Genomic DNA, 23,731 nt, shown 5'->3' with positions numbered 1-23,731 from the left:
AAAAAGATAGAAAAATATTCTTTTGTTTTTACTAATATTACAATAGAATCCCATTACATTTGAAACACTTTTTAGAAAAATAAATACCTACATGAGACTTACATTTTGGGGAGCAGCGGAACAGGTAACAGGTAGTATGACTTTGTTGACCTTAGATGATGGATATCAAATCTTAATAGATTGTGGGATTGATATGGCCAATATGGCTGAAACTCAACCCTTATATCCAAATTCCGCATTACCTTTTGATGCTTCTTTAGTCAATGTGGTGTTACTAACACACGCCCATTTAGATCATTCGGGTAAATTACCCAATTTATATAAAGAAGGTTACGAAGGTCAAATTTTATGTACTTCTGCAACCGCTTCTCTAACTCAGATTTTGTTAGAAGATTCAGCCCGCATAAATCAACGAAAACTGAAAGCCTACAGTAAAAGAAAATCCAGAGGATTGAGTGTAGACCATTTCAATTTTATACCTGAAAATCTATATACTCCTTCTGATGTAGGTGATACAATGAAAGAAGTAGTACCCATTCAGTTTGCAAGAAGATTTAATATTAAACCTGGTTTATGGGTGACATTTCTTCCTGCAGGACATCTCTTAGGAGCTGCACATGTCTATATTGAAGCTGAACAAGAAGGTGAATTAAAAACCTTTTTGTTTTCAGGAGATATTGGTAGAAAAGATTACCCGCTACTACAAGATCCAAAGCCAGTTCCTCAGGCAGATTATGTAATCTGTGAAACAACCTATGGTAATAGAGAACATACTAAAATTGAAGATTCTTCTAAAGAATTGTGTGATGTTATTAAGCGTTCTTGTGTAGAAATTCCAGGAAGACTAATTATCCCTGCCTTTAGTATTGGTAGGACGCAAGCTGTTCTATTTGAAATGAATAAATTATTTGAAGAAGGAAAACTACCTCGAATTAAAGTCTTTGCTGATTCACCTTTAGCCATGCAAAGTAATCGTATTTATGAGGATTTCACTTATTTATTAAATAAGGAAGCTAAAGACTTCAAAGAAGATAATGATTCATTATTCAATTTCGATAACATAGAGTACGCACAGAAACAAAATGACAGTAAGGCCATTTCAAACTACAATGAACCTTGCATCATTATCTCATCTTCAGGTATGCTAGAAGGTGGTCGTATCCAACAACACATTCAAGCAAATATGGGAAATCCTTATGCAACTGTGTTAATGGTTGGTTTTTCAGCAGAAGGAACATTAGGTGCTCGTCTGAGAGATCACGAAGGATATTTACGTATGGGTAATGAAGAATTGAAAGTTAATTGTAAAATCGAGCAAACCGATTCTTTTAGTGGTCATGGTGATGTCAACGATTTAGAAAACTTCATTAAACATCAAGATCAAAAGAAAGTCAAACAGATTTTCTTAAATCATGGAGAAGAAGAATCAATGGAAGCTTTCAGAAGTAGAATTCAAAATTTAGGTTATGAAAATGTTATGATCCCAACTAAGGGGCATGAGTTTATTATATAATGAAAAGAGTTACTTTAATTGGATCAGGTAGAGTAGCTACTCACCTTGGCATTGCATTAGAAGACAAAGGTATCGTCATAGAAGAAGTGTTCAGTAGAAATATTAAACATGCAAAAAAGCTTGCGAAGAAATTTTATGATGCTAAACCAACTACAACATTGGATTTCAGTAAAAGTATTGCTGAAGTTTTTATCATTGCTGTGGCCGATAATGCTATTCAAAGTATAGCAGATCAAATAAAGTTACCCAATAAAAAAGCAATTTTAGTACATACTTCAGGAGGGACACCTTTGGAAGTTTTAGGTGGAAGAACATTATATACTGGAGTTTTCTATCCATTACAGACTTTCTCATTTGAGAAAAAAATCAACTTTAAAGAAGTGCCAATTTGTATTGATGCTACAGCTAAAGTGGCTTTGGATAAATTAGCTGATCTTGCCGAAATCTTGACGCCTAAAGTTTTTCATCTCAATAGTGAAGAAAGAAAGAAGCTGCATATCGCTGCTGTATTTGCTTGTAATTTTACGAATCACCTGTTAGAAATCTCCTCTCAACTTACAGAAAGTTCTGGTTTAAATTTTCATGATCTAAAACATTTGGTTCAAGAAACGGTAGACAAAGCATTTTATCTTCCTAGTCCTAAAGAAGGGCAAACAGGACCTGCTATTCGTCATGATAACAAGACAATAAAACGTCATTTAGATACACTTGAAGATATTTCCTATAGTTATAAGGATATTTATCAACAAATGACAGATGCTATTCAAGGCAAAGAAGGACATTATGTCGATGCAGAAGAAATTGCCAGGTTGGCTGAATTAGAAGAGCAACAACATTTACAAGATCAATTAACCGAAATGGGAAATACATTATCTCAAGAAGATGAAGATTATCTCGATTTGGAAGAATAATAAAAACCACATCAAAAAGGCCTGTATAAGATTGAATATCAATACTTTTCAATTTTATGCAGGCCTTTTTGATTTTTAATTCACTGATTTTTCGAGAGGTAACAAACTGTTAATTAGTTTCTTATTTTTTAACATACAAATTAAAATCACTTCCGTATAATTACATATGTAACAATGTTATAATAAGTGAAGTCAATTATTAAGAGAATTAATTTAGTCACGTATTTAAGTAAAAGTAAATTAAGCTAGAAAGTACTAAAAGGTTTAATGTTTTACGTTAAACCTTTTTCTTTTATCTATTCATGTATAAATTAAATAAAAATATTTTGTTTAATATGAAACTATTTTAATCTATAAACAGTATACTATAACAGAAGTTAGATGAATATGCTTAGAATATAAGTAATAAAAAAATGAGAGAGTTAAGTTCATGAACACCTTATTGATACTATCAGTAAGGTGTTTTATTGTTTCAAAGGGTCTGTTAATTCTTCTAGTGCACCTCCGGCAATTGCCCATAAGTATAAACCAGCCACTGAATTATAAGGTGAATATCTTTTTTTGTATTTAAGGAACCTTTCTTTTGAGACTTCTTTATGTCTATAAAGCATTCTTATTCCTCGGATAATTGCTAAATCACCAAAACTTAAAATGTTTGTCCGTTGCATTGAAAAAATCATCAACATTTCAGCTGTCCAAACTCCTATTCCTTTTAAGGAGGATAATTCAGCAATGACTTCTTCATCTTCCTTATTTTTTAACCCTTCTAAATCAAAAGACCCATCATATACTTTATCTACAAAATTTTTAATGTAACCCGCTTTTCTAAATGATATTCCTAAACCTTGAAAATCTTCAATTGTAAGTTCAGATAAATAAGCTGCATTCACTTTATCCACTTTTTCATTCAAACGTTTCCATACCGTTTCTTGGGCCTTAGTAGAAATTTGTTGACCGATAATAATTTTTATGATGGAAGAAAACAGATCTTGGTTGATCCTTCTTTTTACAACCCCTACTTTTTGAATGACTTCTCCTAATTTTTTATCCTTTTTCGATAAATGATCTAAAGCTCTTTGTTCTATTTCAAAAAATTCCATATTACTGTGTATTAAATAAAAAAACAGTGAAAGATTAAAAATCTCCCACTGTCTTACAACTATATTGATATGATATTTTCTAATTCATTCTGATGACTCTGTATATTGTATCAAACGGATAATTTTACAGTGTGAATTTTACCAAAAAGGTCTTTTGTTATTTTGATTAGGTCAAAAAAAAACCTCAACAATGTGAGGTTTAAATATTTGAATATTTTTCTTTAGAATGAAAAACCAAGTCCTAAATTAACACCTGAAGTTGATGATCCACCTACTGAAACAGTAAATCCACTTACATCAACAAACATCAAATCAGCTCCAAAACCATAGTTTATCTCTGATTCTCCTTTTATATAAGGTGAATTTTCAGCCCCTCTCACTTTATATAGATCTGCTGTTGTTTCATATACAAATTGAGGTACTAGATAAAGACCATAACTAAAGGTATTCCTTAATCGGATCATATATCCAATATTCATATTAAAAACCGATTTCTTACCTGTGTTTTCCAAAGAGCTATCAATTCCAGTAGGAACTCCAGGTCCGATTGAAGTAAAGTTAGACGAGTATGCAACATAAAAATTATAAGCATAAGTACTCAATCTAAGTTGAGTATCATTACCTATAGAAGCACCTAAAACCACACCAGTTGGTTTTTTGTCATGTAAAAAATATTTTCTACCTGTTTGTGCATTAGCAGCAAAACTAAAGAGAATAAATAATAAAAAAATAGTATACTTTTTCATAATGGAGTACATTATTAGTCGTTAATCATTTTGATATTTATTGAGCAACTAATGTACCCAAAACATGTATTTCAAATAATAATTTTAATATTAAATGACTAAAAAATGCAATATACATGAGTTTCAGAGCATAAATTTTCCATCAATTTAGCTAATCACAAAAATGAATCTGTATTTATTCTAATAATTTGATAATTAAGTTTGCAAAACGTTAAGAATTTTTGAATTCTTTCCAACCTTTTCTTTCTTTAAAGTATCTATGTATACAGGAACTTAGGTATCAGGTGCATCAAGTGTATGTCTATTTATTAAATACCTACCAAAGATGCTCCTGTTTTACTCATTTTTTACGCCTAGTTATTAGCCGATGAAAAGAAATTTACAGATCACTATATTATATATTTTTAGCTTATTTACAGTAGTTTCAACAATGCCTTCTTGTACGGGTTCTGAAGAAAATGTACAACATGATCTAATGACGGTATATGAACTTAATACAGCTGTAAAAGCATACGATGAAACATCTCAGTTTTTAGAAGTAACTGCTCAACTAGATTATGTGGATATAGGCTATTTAAAAGTTGATGTTCATCCTATCAATGCCAATGATGAAAACGCATGGAGATCTTCATTTATCTATGATGATTTTGAAGGAGATATATTTCATGGTCAATTCAATATTCCAGAAAAAACTGTAGGAGAATATGAAGTGGTATTATATATCGTAGATCAAAATAATGTAGCCTCAAAGTCTGCTACGGAAATTTATATTGACAAATATCCATTACCTATTCTTAATGAAAATACAGAAATTAACGAATAATTAAGGCGTTAAAATCTTTTCGTTTTTCTGTAATAATTTCAATAACTCAGTGGTATTCAACTTAGTGGCTTTACTTGTTCCTGTCAACAAATCATTCGCTAATTCTCGTTTATCAGCATGTAGCTGAATCATTCTTTCTTCTAAAGTATCTTTACAAATTAATCGGTAAACGGTCACAGGACGTTTCTGCCCCATTCTGTGTGCTCTGTCTGTTGCTTGATCTTCCACTGCCGGGTTCCACCATGGGTCCATATGAATAACATAATCAGCAGCAGTAAGATTTAATCCTGTACCTCCTGCTTTCAAAGAAATCAAAAATACATCTCCCTCTCCTGATTGGAAAGCATCAATACTTTTTTCTCTTTTCTTTACTGTAGTTGATCCGTCTAAATATTGATAAGAAATTCCTTCTTGATCAAGTTGTTTCCTGATGATACTTAAGAAACCAACAAACTGACTAAAAATCAAGGCACGATGACCACCTTCTCTTAATTCATGTAAAGTTTCTAAAAGTAATTTCACCTTACTTCCCATCAATTGCCATTCATGATCCACTAAGCTAGGATGACAGCAAATTTGACGTAGTTTCGTTAATTCAGCAAGTACTTGCAGTTGAATATTCTCTTTTTCATTTTTCTTTAAAGCACCCTCAATTTCTTCTAATGCAGTCCTTCTGTGTGCTTCATAAAGTGTCATTTCATCTTCAGATAAATTGACAGACAATTGTGCTTCTGTTTTTGGAGGTAATTCATCCAACACTTCACTTTTCTTTCTTCTTAAAATAAATGGAGAAATTAATGATCTTAATACTTTCTTTGCTGAACGAGAATGATGTTGATCTCCTGAATCTATTTTTAGAACGAAATTTTTATTGAAATTTTCCCAAGAACCTAATAAGCCAGGATTAATGAACTGGAAGAGGTTCCATAATTCTGAAAGATTATTTTCGATGGGTGTACCTGTGGTAACAATACGCATCTTCCCTTCCAACTGCATTGCAATTTGAGAACGTTTTGTCGTCTTATTTTTGATCGCTTGTGCTTCATCCAACAAAACAATATTCCAATCTTTTTTAACCAGAGATTTATAGTTCGATTGCATTAAACCATAACTACAGATGACCACATCATATTGATCGGCATTTTTGATGGCTATATCTCGGTTATTGACCTGGTAAAGTAAATGAGGTTTCAATGTAGGAGCAAACTTACGAATCTCATTGACCCAGTTAAATGTTACTGAAGAAGGTGCAACAACTAGAGTCGGTCCTTGTTTCGCATTTTGGAGCATTAAGGCAATTCCTTGTAGTGTTTTACCTAGTCCCATATCATCTGCAAGACAAGCTCCTCCACCCCATGAATACAATTGTGACAACCATTGATATCCTTCTACTTGATAATCTCTCAATGTGGCTTGTAGAGTAGTTGGTATGGGGAAAGTCATTTCATTTGCAGAATTGATTTTTTCCTGCAAATCCTTCCATGAATCATCACTACGTACTAAGGCTTCATTGGTCAATGCATTTAGAGCTCCATATGATGATAATCGGTGCACTCTAAATTCTAATTTATCTTGAACAGCGATACTCGTTAGCGTTGCTAATTGCTTTCTTAATTGATCAGTTAAAGCTACAAATTGATCTTTCTGTATTTCTACGTAAGTACTATTTGGATCATTTTTGAATGACTTCAATAACTGTTCTAGAGAAACAACAACTTCTTCATTAATCTTTACTTCACCTGATACAGCAAACCAATCTCTTTTCTTTGACTCAATATTCATCGTGATACTCTCACCACTCACTTGAGAAAGCAGTTTAAAACGTACTCCCTTAGGCCATTCAATAATAGGTTTTAGATCACCAAATTGCAATTCCTGTAATGCATTTAAAGTATCTTCCCTATCTTTCAATTCCCATGCATGATGTCCATCATTTGTATTGTCAAGCATTGGTCTTTGATAATAGAATTTTTCTAAAATCGCTTTTTCTTCTTGTAAATCTCTGACAGCTCTTGTTCTGACTCTTTCCAGATCCTCTACTAAAACTTCTTTTCCTGAAGCTGGACTTACATAAGGTGGAATGGTCGTAAAAGGCTTCATATAAAGCTCAAGAAGTATATTATTCCCTCTTGGCGTTAATAAAGCATGCAGTGTTTGGTCTGCTTTTATTTCAGGTAATTCTTCACGAATATCTTCAACATTTGAATGAATATTTAAAGTTTGACCTAATGCTGTAATCACATTCTTGAGTTGAGTTTTACCCTTTTTAGGAATAATAACTTCTTGAGGAAAATTCTCAGCCCATTGCTTTATTTTTTGATCCACATCATAGTAGACAACCCTAGTTGGAGTTTCTCTTTTCAGTGGAAAATCTATATTGATTTCTTTATCCAAAGAAAGTACATAGCTCCCTCCTTTTTCATTGATTTGTAATTCAAATGGTCTTTTCTCAACAATGACAGCTACATTATCATCGGATTCTAATACAACATTAGGATGTCCTTCTAGTCGTTTCCAAACTTCTAAAACATCAAAATCCATATAACCACGACCATATGTTTTGATCGCTTTTTCTAAAATTTCAAAGTCTATTTCCAGCATTCCTTTTACTCCTTTTTTGAGTAATCGAGCATCAGAAATTTTCTTTGGTTTGGACCATTTGCCATTTTTTAGTTTTGTCTGCTCCATTGGTTGGACAAACAATCTGTGATCAGAAACTACCCATAAAAGTCTTCCTTCTCTCGGTCCTTTATTTTCTTTTTGATCAATTAAATGAAAGTCATCAGCGATGTTTTCCATCTTTTGTAATAACAACTCCCATTCTTCTTCTTTTGACTCACTTAAAACATCTTCAAAAAGAAATAAATCATGATCAATAAGGTAACTTAAATTTGTCGTTGTTTCCTCATACGTATTTTTAGACAATGCATCAGCCCAAAGTGAGGCAAGCCATTGATTTCCTCCTCTTTGATAATCAAATGTATGCGACAATAAGAAATTGTAAAGTATTTCATCCAATGTTGATGAACCTCCCCATAAATTGCCATATAACCAAAATAAAAAGGCTTTAGTCATAGAAGTATGATTGGTCACCAACATCTCATGGAGTTGAATACGAAGATGTTCTTGAATCACACGATCTGATAATTGGGCTTCTACAGTCGAACCAGTACTTAATAAAATAACGGCATCTAACAATAAATTATAGAAAGACGCTTGAAAGCTAGTCTTTGTTTTTTTCTCAAGATAAATATATCGATTTCTCAAAAGTGTAATGCCTATCTGCTTGTATTCTTGATAAACAACTAACATTAGAATTACCTCTTGATCATCTGTCAATTGCGTCCAAAATTTAGATGATTTCTTTTTTGCTTGAGTTTTTACATTATCAATACCAGCTCTATTAATTATATATTGTAATACTTTTTCTTTCTTTTTACTAGAAAGAGCAACATAATAAGCATATAAACTACTATCCAATGTATCTGCTTTATCAATAGTCTCAGCTGCCGAATCCGAATAGCCTTGACACATTAATAATAAAGCCTTAAGTATTCCTTCGTCTTTGTAGAACTTAGAAGCATACTTGTCAAAAATTCCAAGCGTATGTATATCAACTTCTCCTTTAATCACGGCCTGATGTGCTCCTTTAAAAATGACATCCCATATTTCTACAGGTATTTTATCAGAGAGGGTATCATTGATAACATTAAATGAAAAAAGAGTATATAACCCAAACCACAGAGCACTTGTATATTCATTTTCTTCATTAAATTCTTCTTTAAAATAATTAGTTATCAATAAATGAAGATTCAGTTTGGATTGATTAAGAACAATATCTCGAACAATAGACTCTGGTTTAAAAGTTACCTTTCCCCAAAATGAAGGAAAAGGTTTTTGATCATAAATAATCTGATCTATGGCTTCTTTGTATAATGGATTATCATAATTCTCACTTGCACATTGTAAAGCCGCCAAATAGTATTCAATTTTTTCAACTTTATAATATTTGACACCTCTTTCTTGTACAGTATAAATCACCTCATCAAAAGATAAAGTATCTACAAGATCATTAATGGCTTGAGTAACTCTATGAGGAGTTTTTGAATCAAGAAAAGTCTTATTGATTTCCTTTAATTTAGACACAGATAGTCCTTGCATTCCTGCGCCAACTATAAAAGCAGTAATACGGTATTGTTCAGATAAAGTATAGGTATCTAATTTATCTTTAAAACTATTGTAGGTTTCTATTGAGAAAATCACAGAGGCAAAATTTTAGACATAAAATTATCCCAAAGTAGCCATAACCTTGGGATTACAAATTAAGGATAAAAATAACTTATAGTATATAGAAATTGGAGATAAATTTATCCATTGCTCCATATTCTTCGTATTCTTCCTCATGATCAGTACGAATAATAATCGATGATTTTGAACCACTATTTAAATGTTCTAAGACACCCCAATCTACTTTTGCTTTACTGTTCTTGTAATCTTCAGAATCCGGATCCATCCAAATGAAAGAAACATATTTTTTAAGTTCCACTAATACCGAAGAAATAAAATCTTGGATACGATGCTCGTGCCCTCTCTTCCAATTCAATCCTTCGAACGTTACAAAAGTGTGATTATTGAAATTAAATAATCGGTTCGCAAAAGGGATATAAGGAAGGAAATATTTTGCGATCACGCCTTCAGCACCAGGAAGATGCTCAAACTTCCAATTACCCACATAAGCTTGACCACTTACGATAATCTCTCCATTTTCTTCTAAAACAAAAACGTTTTCATTTCGTGAAACATTTTCATTTGAGTAGAAAGCATAATCTTTATAAAAAGAATTGGTTAGTTCTTTGACCTTAGGAATTTCAGCTGTTGAAGCTCTTCTTACAGAAGCATGTTTGTTAGGGCTAATTCTACTGAATGTTAGCGTCGTCATTTTGCCAATTGTCCTAAAACCCACCTTTTCAGTAAACATTTTAGAACGAGAGTTATCATTTTCTACTTGAGCATGAAAAATCTGTTGTGTACCATTGTCTTTACTCTCAGGCATTTGATACATATTAAAGAAGTTGATCAATTGCTGATCAAGAAAACTCGTTTTTCTTTTCTTCTTATTCGTATTCTGCTTTGAACTTTGTAGTGAACTCAAGAACGCAAAATAACGAATATGATAGGTCTCTACAGGTTTACCTTTAAATTCAGTCGATTTATGAATTAAAGTAATTGTACTCAAAAGCGTATTATTTCTTCTAAGATTTAAAAAATAAGCTTTCTTTGTAAACCTTAAATTTGGTTCTGTTTCCGTATGCGAATACCTCACACCTCCTTCTGTTCCCCAAAGGGTCTCTTCTAACATTTGAACTACATCATCAGTAAGTTCGTCTGTTAGTTCTAAGGTTACAGAACCTGCTTGAGTTACAATATCTTTCATTTTTATATCTAAAGGAATACATATAAAGTTGAGTTTATAAGTATTCGATTCTTAATTCTATTCAATTTCGAGTAACAAAAATATTGTAATTTTTTACAATTCTAAACTTTAAAGCAAGAATGTATACAGTTTTATTATTAATAATTACAATTTACAAATTATATGTGAATATATATTCATTTATAAAAATTGTTGCATATATGCTCGAGGAGAAAGCCCAAATTCTTTTTTAAATGTTCTAGAAAAGTGAGGTAAATCTGAATATCCTAAATGATAGGCAATCTCTTTGGCATTCATTTCTTTAGAAACCAATAAATCTCTACCTTTATGAATTCGATGTTTTTGATGATAAGCGGCAATACTTTGTCCAAATACAATCTTAAAGTTTTGGTCTAATTCTGTTGTTGATAAAGAAAACTCTTTTGACAAAGATTCTATATCTGGTTTATCGTCAAAAAAGGCAATGATCTTATTTTGTACTTGAATTATCTTATTAAGAAGATCATTATTTACGATTTGAGAAGGTTGATCTAACAGTGGAATATTTTGTCTGTCGATATATTCAAAAGCCATATATAGTAAACCTAATAATAATTGTTTTTGTACTTCATATTTCATTTCACTCAAATACGAAAATGTCTGTCTGATAGTATTTCTCGTCATCGTTAAATCATGGTGCTCATCAAAAAAACGAAACGATAGTTGATCTAATACTTTTAGAGTACTTGTCCACTTTTTATCATTTAATGCTGTTTTCGAAACCAAGAATGTAATATGATGAGCTTGATTTCCCTTTAAAAAATCAATATTAATATGATGCTTGGCATTCATCACAACAAATCCCTGCGCATTTGCTATGGCATATTCCTCACTTAATTCTTCACCTTGAAATGATAAATTTTTTAAAAAGAAAATCAAGATATAATCTATTTCATAAGAAGAAGTAAACTCTAATACGGTATTTTGTTTCCCCTCATAATTTAATACATTGAAAATCAAACTATAGATTCCTTCTTTTAAAGTATGAAAGTAAATATCTCCTTTAGGTAGATGATGTTGTATCTCATTTATGCTTTCTCCTTTAAATAATTCTTTGATTACAGCTTTGTGCTCTCCAAAAGAATGTACTTGTCTTATCATTGCATTTATATTTTTTCTCTCAAAACTTCATTTCTATAATTTACTAAAGCTGTCCTTTAAATGATAATTAAATAATATAATTTCAATTTTCATTTTGTTTCACATTCAACTATTTCTATTTTTTATTCAACTTATTTGATTGAAAATAAATGACCTTTGTAGTGTAATAAAGAGGCACTGAAAGTTAAAGACACCTCTTAGAACCACAAAAATTATACTGCAATGAAAATGAAATACATCAATCTATTTAGCATTACAATATTACTTATAATGACTATCAACAATTATAGTAATGCAAAAAGTTTAAAATCAAAGCAACCCAATATTGTTGTAATTTGGGGAGATGATATTGGGCAATTTAATATCTCCTACTGGAATAAAGGACAGATGGGATATGAAACACCAAACATAGATAAGATTGCCGAAGAAGGAGTGGCATTTACGGATTATTATGGAGAGCAATCCTGTACAGCTGCAAGAGCCTCTTTTATTACCGGTCAAACGGGTTTGAGAACAGGATTGACAAAAGTTGGCCTTCCTGGTTTCTCTCAAGGGATGAAGGAAGATATACCAACATTAGCAGCTATGCTCCAAAGAGAAGGTTATGCTACAGTACAATTTGGTAAAAATCATTTAGGTGATAAAGATGAAATGTTACCCACAAATAATGGGTTTGATGAGTTCTTTGGGAACCTTTACCATTCGAATGCCGAAGAAGAACCCGAACACCGAGATTATCCAAAAGTAGAAGGTTTTAAAGAAAAATATGGACCAAGAGGTGTAATCCATGCTTTTGCCGATGGACGAATTAGTGATACTGGACCAATGACTGCAAAAAGAATGGAGACAATGGATCTTGAAATTGTAGAAAAAGCTGAAGCATATATCCATACGCACAGTAAATCTGATCAACCCTTTTTTATGTGGTACAATACATTGGGGATGCATTGGAAAACGCATGCTCGTCCAGAAATAAAAAACTTAGCGGGTGAAAATAGCAATGACTACATGGATGCAATGGTAGATCATGATCGATATATAGGGAGAATTTTAGATGCTATTGAAAATGCAGGTATTGAACAAAATACTATTGTTATTTATTCTACAGATAATGGGCCTCAATTTAATACGTGGCCAGATGCGGCTGTTACTCCTTATCGTGGAGAAAAAAATACAAACTGGGAAGGTGCTTATAGAGTTCCTTGTTTCATCAAGTGGCCTGGCGTTATCCCAGAAGGTCAGATCTCCAATGAAATTGTTTCTCATCTAGATTGGTTTCCAACTTTACTGGCTGCTGCTGGCAATGAGAATGTTATTGATGAGCTAAAAGAAGGCATTTATCATGATGGTTTAGATCGAAAATATAAAGCGCATTTAGATGGTTTTAATATTCTTCCCCATTTAAAAGACACAAAAAACGTCCCTTCTCCAAGAAAAGAGTTTTTCTATTTCAGTGACGATGGACAGTTTGTTGGTGTAAGATATGAAGATTGGAAAGTTGTATTCATGGAACAGAGAGCAACGAAAATGGAAGTTTGGACTGAGCCTTTAGTAGAATTGCGATGCCCTAAATTATTTAACTTAAGAAGAGATCCATATGAGAGAGCAGATCGAGAGTCCAATAATTATTGGGAATGGTTTTTTGAAAGAGTGCCTTACTGTGTTTTAGCTCAAGATCTAGTCGCAAATTTCCTTTCTTCTTTCGAAAAATTTCCTCAAAGACAACAACCTTCATCTTTCTCCATTGATCAAATAGTTGATATGATGATGAGACAAGAGAATGAAATGAAAAGCAAGATGTAATCAACTGCATAAAATTATTAATACAAAAAAATACAATTATGAAAACAAATAAATTTTGGAATAGATTCTTAAGAGTTTCTGGTATCGCAACATTATTAGGGCCTTTACCATCAATGATCGCTCCTGTTGAAGGGACAAAATTGACATTAAAATTAGATATCAGTCAGATCGATGGACTCTCTGCAGTTCTAGGTCATTGGGGAATTATGATCGTAGGAATTGGTATTTTAATTTATCTTTCTGGATCAAATTTATCGATACGAAAAACTACCTTATGGTATGCCATAGCAGAGAAAACGTATATGGTTTCTGGAGGACTAATTACGCTGTTTAACTTACCTGAAGTGGGTATGAATTTCATTCCAGTAATAATCTCAGATTCAATTCAAATTATTGGTTTCTTACTCTATTTTTATTGGGAGTACAAACAAAATAAAGTCTCAGAAAAAGAGTTAATTTACACTTCCGTTTAATATAAAAACGCCATCATAAGTCTAATTGTGATGGCGTTTCTTTTATTCAAAATATTCTTTTTCTTGATTAAATTTCAATCTAAATTCTTTACCTCCTTGGTTCAATTCTATTTCAAAAGGTGCAGTTAAAGCTTTATCATCAGTCGGAAACCAAGTATCTTTTTTCTCTTTATTAATTAAAATAAATAATCCTTCGGGGTCACCTACCGCACAAAATCTATCAAAACTGCCATCATATATTGGATAGTCTAAATGACAAACTGTTTCGATTGAACGATATACTTTTTCAATATCCAATGAGGGCACACCGATTTCAGAAATACTAAAAACAGATTCTTCAGAAAATGACGCTTTTTTATTGAATGAAATATCTTCTCTCCCGATAAATTCTACGATATTTTGATCAGCATCATAAAAATACATGGCCTTTGCATTCCAATTAGAAAAATCATGAATTTTAATATCACTTTCTTCTAATAAATCAACTCTTTTCTCCAACCATTCCTTTGCTTGATCGATCAACGAATAAGGAATATTGAATGCAAAATGATACGGTGCTGTAGAAGGATATTCCTTAAATACCAATGTAGAGTAACCAACTTTAACGATTAATTTGTCTTCTTGTAAAGTAGTCTGAAAACCTAATACATTTTTATAAAAGATATATTGCTTCGAAATATTTTGAGTTTGTAAGCAGAGTTTATGGATTTTCATGAGTTATCTTTCATTTTATTTCTTAATTAATATATGAAATTTAACATCCAACTGCATCAAAAACACCTACAATTTTTAAGATTTCACCACTATCAGCATAACTTGATAAATACAACCCTAAAACTTCTCCATTATACTTAGTGGCAATATCAATAATAAAATCAAGCTGCTGATCTTTATCCAAATCACCTATCCACAAAACACTGGGCATTGTATCATCAAAAATTGGTGCAGAAAAAATCAGTTGTTCCTTCCCTTTTCTTTTTATAAATAATCTATAATTGGCTAAAGAATAATAGTTATCACTAAGATGAAATTTATCTCCTGTTGCAAATAATTGTAGTGTATCCTCCTCTTCTATAATCATCAAAGTATCATTAGGAATTGGGTAATATGGTACATTTACGGATTGGGAAGAAGTGATCATTCCTGTATCTAAATTAATTCCTGAGAATAAATAGAAGAGATTTTCGGTATTTTCTTCCACTTTTACTTCAATACCTGTACTGTCGCCTTCTTCATCTAAAACCGGATCAAAAGCTTTGTCGAAAATTACCGTATGATTCTCTAAAAAATAAGTATCTTTCTTTTTTGACAAACCGTACCAATTCATATTTTGATACTCAGAAGGTACCTCGTCACCATGAAAAGTTCCTATTTTCAAGATTTCACATAGTAACTCTTCTTCACCAGTTGGAATATGAGTGACGGTAGAATCAATTTGAAATGTTTTCATTTCTTCTTGAGAATCCTGCTTTACAACACTTTCCTTTTTAAAAGAAACAATACTATCATAGCTACTCATCTTTTGAGGTAATTTTTTCTCATTTCTTTCCTCATTTAAGGTCATGACTTCAGTTTCTTTAGTGTTTTCACTAGAAAAAGAGGTTGTTTCTTGTTTTGTTTCTTCACATGAAAAAATACATGTGAGAATAGAAATTAATAATAGTTTGCTCTTCATATTTAGTTTGTTATTAAAATCAATAATACTAAAAAATCCCTTGAAAACATACCGAAGTAGATTCCAAGGGATTACAAAAGCTATATATATTATCTTTATTTCCTATCTCTTGACATAGAATATGGAGCACTATCCTTTGCGGTACCCCAAGCTTTATTTGGTTTTGGACCCATTTCAAAAACTAATTCCCCACCAGCCATAATTTGCTCATGAGTGATATATGTTTTATTGAAATTTTGACCATTTAATGTAGCTGACTGAATGTAAACATTTTGTTCAGAATTATGATGAGCGATTACTTTAAATGTTTTTCCATTTTCTAAAGACATACTTGCTTCTTCAAATTCAGGAGAACCAATTACATATTGATTTGTACCAGGAGCCACAGGATACATCCCTAATGCAGAGAAAACATACCAAGCAGAAGTTTGACCATTGTCCTCATCACCACATAAACCATCAGGTGTAGGGCTATATAAATCTTTTAATACTTTACGAACCCACTTTTGAGCTTTCCAAGGTTGACCTGCATAATCATATAGATAAATTCCATGTTGAATAGGTTGATTGCCATGAGCATATTGACCTGTTCCATACTTTTCATCAGCCACTTTCATTTCTGTAATTTCATGTATTTCAAATCCATAATAATCATGGTTTGCAATTGATGGTGTTGAGAAAATGGAATCAATTTTAGCAGCAAAAGCATCTTGACCTCCCATTAAATCTCCAAGTCCGGCAGGGTCATGAAATACTGACCATGTATAATGCCATGATGAACCCTCTGTAAATGCTCCTCCCCAAGCTTCTGGAATAAAGGGTGATTGCCATGATCCATCTTTATTTTTTCCTCTCATAAAATTCGTTGAGGAATCAAATACGTTTTTATAATTCTGAGCTCTATTATAGAATAAATCAATTTCCTCTTGTGGCCTTCCTAATGCTTCTGCTAATTTCATTATGGTAAAATCAGCATAAGCATATTCTAAAGTACGAGCTGTATTTTCATGAATACCAACATCATAAGGTATATAGCCAAGGTTATTATAATAATTAACACCCATTCTACCTACAGAACCTAAAGGACCATGATTTTTAGTATTTTTAATGATTGCAGCATATAAAGTATTTATATCATACCCTCTAATGCCTTTCAAGTAAGAATCTGCAATTAATGACGCTGAGTTTGAACCAATCATACAATCTCTATGGCCTGGAGATGCCCATTCAGGTAACCATCCACTTTCGTTGTAAGTATTGACAAGACCTTGCATGATTTGACTATTCAATTCCGGATACATTACAGTAAAAAATGGAAAAACAGCTCTAAATGTATCCCAGAAACCGTTATCTGTAAACATATAGCCTGGTAATACTTCTCCATTGTAAGGAGAATAATGTACTATTTTATTATCCTTATCGTATTCATAAAATTTACGAGGGAAAAGTAATGTTCTGTACATTGATGTATAGAAGTTTTGCATACTTCTTTCTGATCCCCCTTTTACTTTTAAACGATTAAATTCCTTATTCCATTGGTATTGTGCATCTTCTTTTATTTGAGCAAACGTTTTTTGTCCAATTTCTCTATCCAAGTTGATTTGAGCTTGTTCTAAAGAAATAAATGAAGAGGCTACTTTTGCAGTAATTACTTCACCTTCTTTAGTAGAAAACTTTACAAAACCTGCCGATCGGTCAGCTTTAATTTCTAGTGCATCAGTTGCCTTTTTACCATTCCATGTACCTTGGTCTGAAAACGGTTGATCAAATTGAATGACAAAGTAATTAGCAAAATTCTCAGGTACACCACCATGATTGTTTTTTACAGAACCAACGATCTTATTTTCATCTGGAATAATCTTTACTGATGAACCTTGATTATAGGCATCTACTAATACTATTGCATCTTTTGACTCAGGAAAAGTAAATTGGAAAATAGCACCTCGAGTAGTTGGTGCTACTTCAGCTTTCGTCTTATAAGTATCTAAATTTACACTGTAATAATGCGGTTTAGCTATTTCTGTATCATGAGAATATTTTGATTGTCTTTCTCTTTCGTTAAATTTCACTTCTCCTGTCATAGGAAATAATGAAAAAGCTGCATAATCGTTAATCCAAGGACTTGGTTGATGTGTCTGCTTGATACCGTTTATACTATCTTTTTGATACATGTACGCCCATCCATCACCATTTTTATTCGTTTGTGGAGTCCAAAAGTTCATTCCCCATGGAGTGGCGACAGCAGGGTAGGTATTACCCGTTGATAATCTAAAATCTGATAGTGAGCCAACTTGAGTACTCACATATTTAGTATAGTCTTCTATTTGTGGTTTTTCTTCCTTTTGAGTACAAGAGTAAAGCAAAGGAATTACCATTAAAATTGATAAGTAATTGAATAACTTCATATAAGTATTATTGTGCAGTTGCTAATGTAGATAATGGTTGATCACTTAGTGCAGAACCAAATGATTTATTAGGTTGAGGTCCCATTTCAAAAGTTAATATCCCTCCTTCTTCAATTTGTTGTTGAGTGATATAAGACTTTGTTATTTCTTTTCCATTTAAGTATAAAGACTGAACGTATATATTTTTATCCGATTGATTTTTAGCCACAACAGTAAATGAATTACCATTCCCTAAAAACATTGTAATATTGTCAAAAATTGGTGAACCGATTATATATTCTTGTGAACCAGGACAGGCAGGATAAAAGCCCATAGCAGAGAAAATATACCAAGCCGACATTTGACCACAATCTTCATTATTAATCATTCCGTCAGGTTGATCTGTATACATTTCACCCATCAACCTCCTGACCATTGCTTGTGTTTTCCAAGCTTCTCCAACATAATTATATAAATATGGATTAGCATGTCCAGGTTCGTCTCCATGTGCATAACCGCCAACAAAGCCAGAAATATCTACATGTTCTTCACCTTGCATATTCAATTCTGTAGCAAACAGATGATCCAATTCATTTGCAAAAGCTTTACGACCACCTTTCATTTCTATGAAGTCGTTTAAAGCATGAGGAACAAAATAATCATAGGCCCATTTGTTACCAGAAATCCAGTGCTTTTGAAGAGGTTCCCATTGATCTGTAGGAATATCTCCAAACCATTCACCATTTGCTTTTCTAGGCCAAAACATATTGCGTTCCGGGTTGAAAATATTCTTATAATTTTGAGCTCGTTTCATATAGTACTGATACTCTTTTTCTTTACCCAGATCCTTTGCAACTTGTGCAATTACCCAGTCTTCATAAGCATATTCTAACGTCTTTGAAACATTCTTTGGGATTTCAGCGGGAACATAACCTAGTTTTATATATTCATTCAATCCTCCATCACCATCTGAACTTGATACTTTATTAAAATGAGCGATATCATCCATTGCTGCGAAAGCTTCTTCTTTATTTATATCAACACCTTTTTGCATAGCATCATAAATTACAGGTACAGAAGGATACCCTATCATACATGTATTATCAACGCCACATAACTCCCATAAGGGTAAATGTTCACCTGCATCTTTATGTCTTGCAATCAATGATTTAGAAAACTGTTCTGAGATCTTATTATCAAGGAAACTAATTAAGGGTTTTGTTGCTCTAAAAGTATCCCATGTAGAGAATGAAGAATAATTAGTAAATTCATTTGATTGTAATTTTTTACCTAAAGCTACATATTGACCATCTGCATCCATAGAAAGGTTGGGTGCAATAAAATTATGGTAAACACCTGTATAAAAAATTGTCTTTTGTTGTTCAGACCCTCCTTCTATATAAAATTTCTCTAATACATTTGACCATTCTTTTTGAGCATTATTTAATGCTAAAGAAAAATCCATATCTCTTTCTGCATGTAAGTTGTTTCTTGCTCCCTCTAAACTAACAGCAGATATTCCAACTTTTACTTCAATAGCTTCACCTTCATGTGTAGAAAAAGTTGCAAAACCTTTGACATCTTTCCCTTCCACTTTTAGATGAGTAGAAATTTTACCATTTTGAGCAATTCTGAATGTTTCATAAGGTTTTGAAAATTCTGCAACAAAGTAAACATAGCGTTTTCCTCCCCAACCATTACTTAAGCAATATCCTTCAACTTCATTCGCATTTTCTGTTTGAATTTCAGTTTTTAAAACTTGACCAAAAATTATGTTTGTAGGATCAAAAATAATATTTGCAGAATCAGTTTCTGGAAAAGTATATTTATGAAAACCAACTCGCTTTCCTGCTGTTAATTGAGCATCGATATTGTAATCTTCTAAAAAGACCTGATAATATCCAGGTTCTGCATGTTCTTTCTCATGAGAAAATCTACTTCTCCATCCCTCCTCAGGGTGTTCTAATGAACCTGAGTTCATTTGTAGTTTTCCAACAGTAGGCATTATTAATATATCACCCAAATCAGACCAACCTGTTCCACTTAAATGAGTATGGCTAAATCCTTTAATATTATCATCATCATAATGGTATCCTGCACAATGATTCCATCCCTTCGTATCTGTGTCAGGACTTAATTGTATCATTGAAAATGGAGTTGTTGCACCTGGAAATGTATGCACAATACCTCCTGTTCCTATAAATGGATCAACGTAGTTAATAGGTTTCTTCGTAACCTTATTTTCACTTTCATCTTTATTACTGCAACCAATGGCAATACTTATTAATAAAAGGGAAGTAATTATTGTAGTAAATCTCTTCATTTCTTCATTGATAATGCACATTATTTAAAAATGCACAAACATGCATAAACAAGCAATTTATTGCAAGATATTTCCGTAGATAATTAAAAACAATGTGTTTATACTTCTATTCGTTACTCTTAAGTTTTATTAGGAGATTGGCTTCTCTTCAGGAATTACTTAAGGCAATTATTCTAGAGACGTAGGTAAAAAAATAATCACTTACTTTTTAAGAATTTTTTAACAATACATATCAAACTTTATAAAAAACACACAAAGGCTATCATTCATTTGAAATTATCATCGTATATTGCCTAATAAATCCAAGCGATTGTAAAAGATATTACTAACACTCTATGAGAATATTATGATGCTTTCAACACAAACAAAGAATGCTGTTTTAAATGATTTGGCTATTTTAATAGGAGATCATTCTTCTAAAATTATTGAGGCCAATAAAGCTGACCTAGAGAAGGCAGGAGATTTAGACCCAACATTGGTAGATCGATTAAAAGTTGATCAAAAAAAAGTACAAGGAATGGTTGCTTCTGTACATGAAGTAATTGGTTTAGAGGACCCTGAAGGACAAGTACTTTCGACATATAATCATCCCAATGGTATGAAAGTAGAAAATAGAGTGGTCCCTTTTGGTAAAATATTAATTATTTATGAATCACGCCCAGATGTGACAATCGAAGCTGCTGTAAGCGCATTCAAATCTGGTAATAAGATTTTATTAAAAGGTGGTAAAGAAGCAAGACAGTCCAATTTAAAGTTGGTGGAACTGTGGAAACAAGCTTTAAAGCAAAATGATGTCAGTGAAGAATATGTTGAGTACCTTGATATTGACAGAGAAACTACTCAAAAATTATTAGCTGAAAATACACATAAATTAGATTTAATTATTCCTAGAGGAGGTGAAGGCTTGATCAATTATATCAAACAAACTACTTCCGTTCCATTAATGATTAGTGGCCGTGGAAATAACTTTATTTATGTACATGAAAATGCCGATTTCGATATGGCTATTGACATTATTCTTAATGGTAAAAGTCGATTAAGTGTATGTAATGCTATTGATAAAGTATTATTCAATAAAAATATTCAAGATCTTTCAGGTAAGCTATCAACATTAGTAGATAAAGCAAATGAGCTTGGTTTAGAAATCTATGGAGATCAAAACTTGGCGAATGTAAACAATTCGATAAAAGAAGCAGATGTTAAAAGTTTAATGCCTGAAGAGTTTCTTTCAGAAAAAATTCTTTTTGTAACGACAAATGGGCTTGAAGAAGCCATCGAAACTATTAATGAATATTCTGGAGGCCATTCTGCTGTCATAATATCATCTGATGAAATCAGCTCTACTACTTTTCAACATGAAGTAGATTGTGCTGCAGTTTATCATAATGCCTCTTCAAGATTTACAGATGGAGGCCAATTTGGTTTTGGTGCTGAAATTGCCATTAGTACACAAAAACTACACTTTAGAGGTCCAGTTGGTTTAGCACAACTCGTATCAAATAAGTGGTTTATTAAAGGTAATGGTCAAAGAAGAAGTTAAATGAAACCTAGAATCGTTGTAAAAATAGGGACTTCTACCCTTACTGCAGGTACAAGCATGATTTCTCGTGGAAAAATTGAGAATATAGGTCGTCAGATATTAGCCTTGAGAGATCAATATGATATAATACTAGTATCATCAGGAGCTGTTGCTACTGCAAAGCAATTCATTAATATAAGTGGATTGAAAAACAATATGGTTCATTCTAAACAAGCACTATCTGCTATTGGACAACCAAAATTGTTACAAATCTATGCCGAAGTGTTTGGAGATTTTGATTTGAAAGTTGCTCAATGTTTAATGACATACAAAGACTTTGACAACAAGGAATCAAAAATAAATACACTTAACACTGTAAATGAATTACTAACACACGGGTTCATACCTATTTTCAATGAGAATGATACAGTAGCTGTAGAAGAACTTATCTTAGGTGATAATGATAAACTTTCAGCTTTAGTAGCTTCATTAGTAAAAGCGGATAAATTAATAATAGCATCAGATATTGATGGATTATTTACTAAGAATCCAAATTTACATGAAGATGCTGAACTCATTCCTATTGTCAATGACCTTGAAGAAATAAAGAAGTATATTGAAGAAAGAGAAAACGGTCTAGGTACTGGAGGTATGACCTCTAAAGTAAGTGCTGCAAAGATTTGTTTTGATGAAAATATAGAAGTTTATCTTGTCAATGGAAGTAAAACAAGTTTTATAGAGAAAAGTTTAGACGGCTCTATAGCCTTTACAAAATTTAAACCTTAGAAAAATGCCTTGAGTTTTCTCTCAAGGCATTTTCTTTTTATAGAATTGAACTATTTAAATAACCTATTTAATGATTGTCATGAAATATTAAAACTTAGATGTAGTGAAATTATTTTCAGTTAACATTTAAAAATTAGTAGTATGAAAACTGAAATACTTAAGTATTTAAGTGTCTTTATCATTTATTTTATAGTAGACGTAACCTATCAATTTACCTTTGGGATGCAATTCAGTCAAGGGGTTCAGGAAGAAGCTGGAATTAAAGAAATTTTTTTTACTGATATACAAAACCCTTACTTGATTTTAATATGGTTCTTCATCATGACAATAGCTATTGTAAAATTGGTTGTTGAACCTTCAGTAAAAGAAAAAAATATAAAATCAGCCTATCTGAAAGGTTTGTTACTTGGTGTAACAGCTTATGGAACTTTAGCATTACCAAATGGATGGTCTTTAGAAAATTACCCTTTATCATTAGTACTTGAAATAACTATGGAGGGTGTTTTATTTGCTCCTATTACTTCTGTTTTTACAACTTGGTGGTTGATAAGAAAATAAGAAATATAATTATTTAAATATTGAGATATTATTATTCTAGCAAACTTAAACATTTTAATTACAGCTAACGTCTATAAAAAAAGAGAATATCTAAACTTCGATTTTTGAGAAAACTCAAAACAACTATCATGAAAAACCTGCTATGTTTATTATTAATAACTTGTCTTACATCCAATCTGCATGCTCAAAGCGTATCTTATAAGGAAGAGATTGTGAGCTTTGATACAGATGAAATAGTTTCAGACAGTACTTTTACAGTACGTTGGAATGTAGAATTTAATCAAGAAGAAAAAAAATACTCTATAAAGCAAATCTATGATGACGGTACAGAAACTGAGTTCCTTATCAAAAAAAATCCCGATAATGATCAGAGAAGAAATGTATACCAAATCATAAAATGTTTTGACTCAGATGGCAATGAGAATAATTTATACAAAGAAATAATGTTTGAAAAACAATAGTGTCCTAAACGTTTTCATTTTCTGAAAAAATGCACGTTTAAGCTATTATTATTGTATAAAATCATTCAATATTAAAATAAAT

The 23,731-nt window shown here is 32.0% G+C and carries 18 protein-coding genes; 9 read left to right on the top strand and 9 right to left on the bottom strand.

Annotated elements, in window-relative coordinates; all coding sequences use genetic code 11:
- Positions 1-91: 91 nt before the first annotated feature.
- Both ACXAHM_RS08385 and ACXAHM_RS08380 read left to right on the top strand, forming a co-directional pair.
- Positions 92-1,513: an MBL fold metallo-hydrolase RNA specificity domain-containing protein gene (locus tag ACXAHM_RS08385; RefSeq protein WP_474959975.1), complete on the top strand. Its 1,422-nt coding sequence runs from the start codon at positions 92-94 to the stop codon at positions 1,511-1,513.
- A complete protein-coding gene (locus tag ACXAHM_RS08380; RefSeq protein WP_474959974.1) occupies positions 1,513-2,424 on the top strand; it encodes a Rossmann-like and DUF2520 domain-containing protein in 912 nt (303 codons plus the stop codon). The genes ACXAHM_RS08385 and ACXAHM_RS08380 overlap by 1 nt, the downstream gene beginning before the upstream one ends.
- Positions 2,425-2,888: 464 nt before the next feature.
- Here the strand turns inward: ACXAHM_RS08380 and ACXAHM_RS08375 are convergent, their stop codons facing one another.
- Together ACXAHM_RS08375 and ACXAHM_RS08370 are read right to left on the bottom strand one after the other, a co-directional pair.
- Positions 2,889-3,524 (bottom strand): DNA-3-methyladenine glycosylase family protein, encoded by a 636-nt coding sequence (locus tag ACXAHM_RS08375; RefSeq protein ID WP_474959973.1) that lies wholly within the window; start codon positions 3,522-3,524, stop codon positions 2,889-2,891.
- Between the two features lie 221 nt (positions 3,525-3,745).
- Positions 3,746-4,270 (bottom strand): hypothetical protein, encoded by a 525-nt coding sequence (locus ACXAHM_RS08370; protein WP_474959972.1) that lies wholly within the window; start codon positions 4,268-4,270, stop codon positions 3,746-3,748.
- A 367-nt stretch (positions 4,271-4,637) separates the two neighbouring features.
- On the opposite strand from ACXAHM_RS08370, the gene ACXAHM_RS08365 reads away from it, so the two are divergent.
- Positions 4,638-5,093: a hypothetical protein gene (locus ACXAHM_RS08365; protein ID WP_474959971.1), complete on the top strand. Its 456-nt coding sequence runs from the start codon at positions 4,638-4,640 to the stop codon at positions 5,091-5,093.
- Here the strand turns inward: ACXAHM_RS08365 and ACXAHM_RS08360 are convergent, their stop codons facing one another.
- The 3 genes from ACXAHM_RS08360 to ACXAHM_RS08350 all read right to left on the bottom strand — a co-directional run bounded on the left by ACXAHM_RS08360 (position 5,094) and on the right by ACXAHM_RS08350 (position 11,667).
- On the bottom strand, positions 5,094-9,356 hold the full coding sequence (locus ACXAHM_RS08360; RefSeq protein ID WP_474959970.1) for a DEAD/DEAH box helicase: 4,263 nt from the start codon (positions 9,354-9,356) through the stop codon (positions 5,094-5,096). It lies immediately after the preceding gene.
- A gap of 76 nt (positions 9,357-9,432) precedes the next feature.
- Entirely contained in the window at positions 9,433-10,527 is a 1,095-nt protein-coding gene (locus ACXAHM_RS08355) for a hypothetical protein (RefSeq protein ID WP_474959969.1), read from the bottom strand.
- Between the two features lie 180 nt (positions 10,528-10,707).
- The gene (locus tag ACXAHM_RS08350) at positions 10,708-11,667 is read right to left on the bottom strand and encodes a helix-turn-helix domain-containing protein (protein ID WP_474959968.1); all 960 of its coding nucleotides are present in this window, start codon (positions 11,665-11,667) and stop codon (positions 10,708-10,710) included.
- A gap of 270 nt (positions 11,668-11,937) precedes the next feature.
- Here ACXAHM_RS08350 and ACXAHM_RS08345 point away from each other — a divergent pair, with 270 nt between their 5' ends.
- Complete coding sequence (locus tag ACXAHM_RS08345; protein WP_474959967.1) at positions 11,938-13,470, top strand: arylsulfatase; 1,533 nt, start codon at positions 11,938-11,940, stop codon at positions 13,468-13,470.
- A 38-nt stretch (positions 13,471-13,508) separates the two neighbouring features.
- Positions 13,509-13,943 carry a hypothetical protein gene (locus ACXAHM_RS08340; protein ID WP_474959966.1) on the top strand — a complete coding sequence of 145 codons (435 nt, stop codon included), beginning with the start codon at positions 13,509-13,511 and terminating at the stop codon, positions 13,941-13,943.
- A gap of 42 nt (positions 13,944-13,985) precedes the next feature.
- Here the strand turns inward: ACXAHM_RS08340 and ACXAHM_RS08335 are convergent, their stop codons facing one another.
- The 4 genes from ACXAHM_RS08335 to ACXAHM_RS08320 form a co-directional block, all read right to left on the bottom strand.
- Entirely contained in the window at positions 13,986-14,657 is a 672-nt protein-coding gene (locus ACXAHM_RS08335; RefSeq protein WP_474959965.1) for a VOC family protein, read from the bottom strand.
- A gap of 40 nt (positions 14,658-14,697) precedes the next feature.
- Complete coding sequence (locus ACXAHM_RS08330) at positions 14,698-15,618, bottom strand: hypothetical protein (RefSeq protein ID WP_474959964.1); 921 nt, start codon at positions 15,616-15,618, stop codon at positions 14,698-14,700.
- A gap of 95 nt (positions 15,619-15,713) precedes the next feature.
- Positions 15,714-18,023: a GH92 family glycosyl hydrolase gene (locus ACXAHM_RS08325; protein ID WP_474959963.1), complete on the bottom strand. Its 2,310-nt coding sequence runs from the start codon at positions 18,021-18,023 to the stop codon at positions 15,714-15,716.
- A gap of 7 nt (positions 18,024-18,030) precedes the next feature.
- On the bottom strand, positions 18,031-20,325 hold the full coding sequence (locus tag ACXAHM_RS08320; protein WP_474959962.1) for a GH92 family glycosyl hydrolase: 2,295 nt from the start codon (positions 20,323-20,325) through the stop codon (positions 18,031-18,033).
- Positions 20,326-20,671: 346 nt separating this feature from the next.
- Between ACXAHM_RS08320 and ACXAHM_RS08315 the strand changes: the two genes are divergently transcribed.
- From ACXAHM_RS08315 to ACXAHM_RS08300, 4 genes are all read left to right on the top strand, one after another.
- A complete protein-coding gene (locus ACXAHM_RS08315; RefSeq protein ID WP_474959961.1) occupies positions 20,672-21,865 on the top strand; it encodes a glutamate-5-semialdehyde dehydrogenase in 1,194 nt (397 codons plus the stop codon).
- A complete protein-coding gene (gene proB, locus ACXAHM_RS08310; RefSeq protein ID WP_474959960.1) occupies positions 21,866-22,630 on the top strand; it encodes a glutamate 5-kinase in 765 nt (254 codons plus the stop codon). It abuts the gene before it with no gap.
- Positions 22,631-22,771: 141 nt separating this feature from the next.
- On the top strand, positions 22,772-23,188 hold the full coding sequence (locus tag ACXAHM_RS08305) for a DUF2177 family protein (RefSeq protein ID WP_474959959.1): 417 nt from the start codon (positions 22,772-22,774) through the stop codon (positions 23,186-23,188).
- A gap of 128 nt (positions 23,189-23,316) precedes the next feature.
- Positions 23,317-23,649 (top strand): hypothetical protein, encoded by a 333-nt coding sequence (locus ACXAHM_RS08300; RefSeq protein ID WP_474959958.1) that lies wholly within the window; start codon positions 23,317-23,319, stop codon positions 23,647-23,649.
- Positions 23,650-23,731: the final 82 nt, after the last annotated feature.

It is taken from the genome of Flammeovirga sp. AWQ4_249 (genome assembly GCF_056161045.1).
This window is presented reverse-complemented; position numbering and strand designations above follow the sequence as displayed.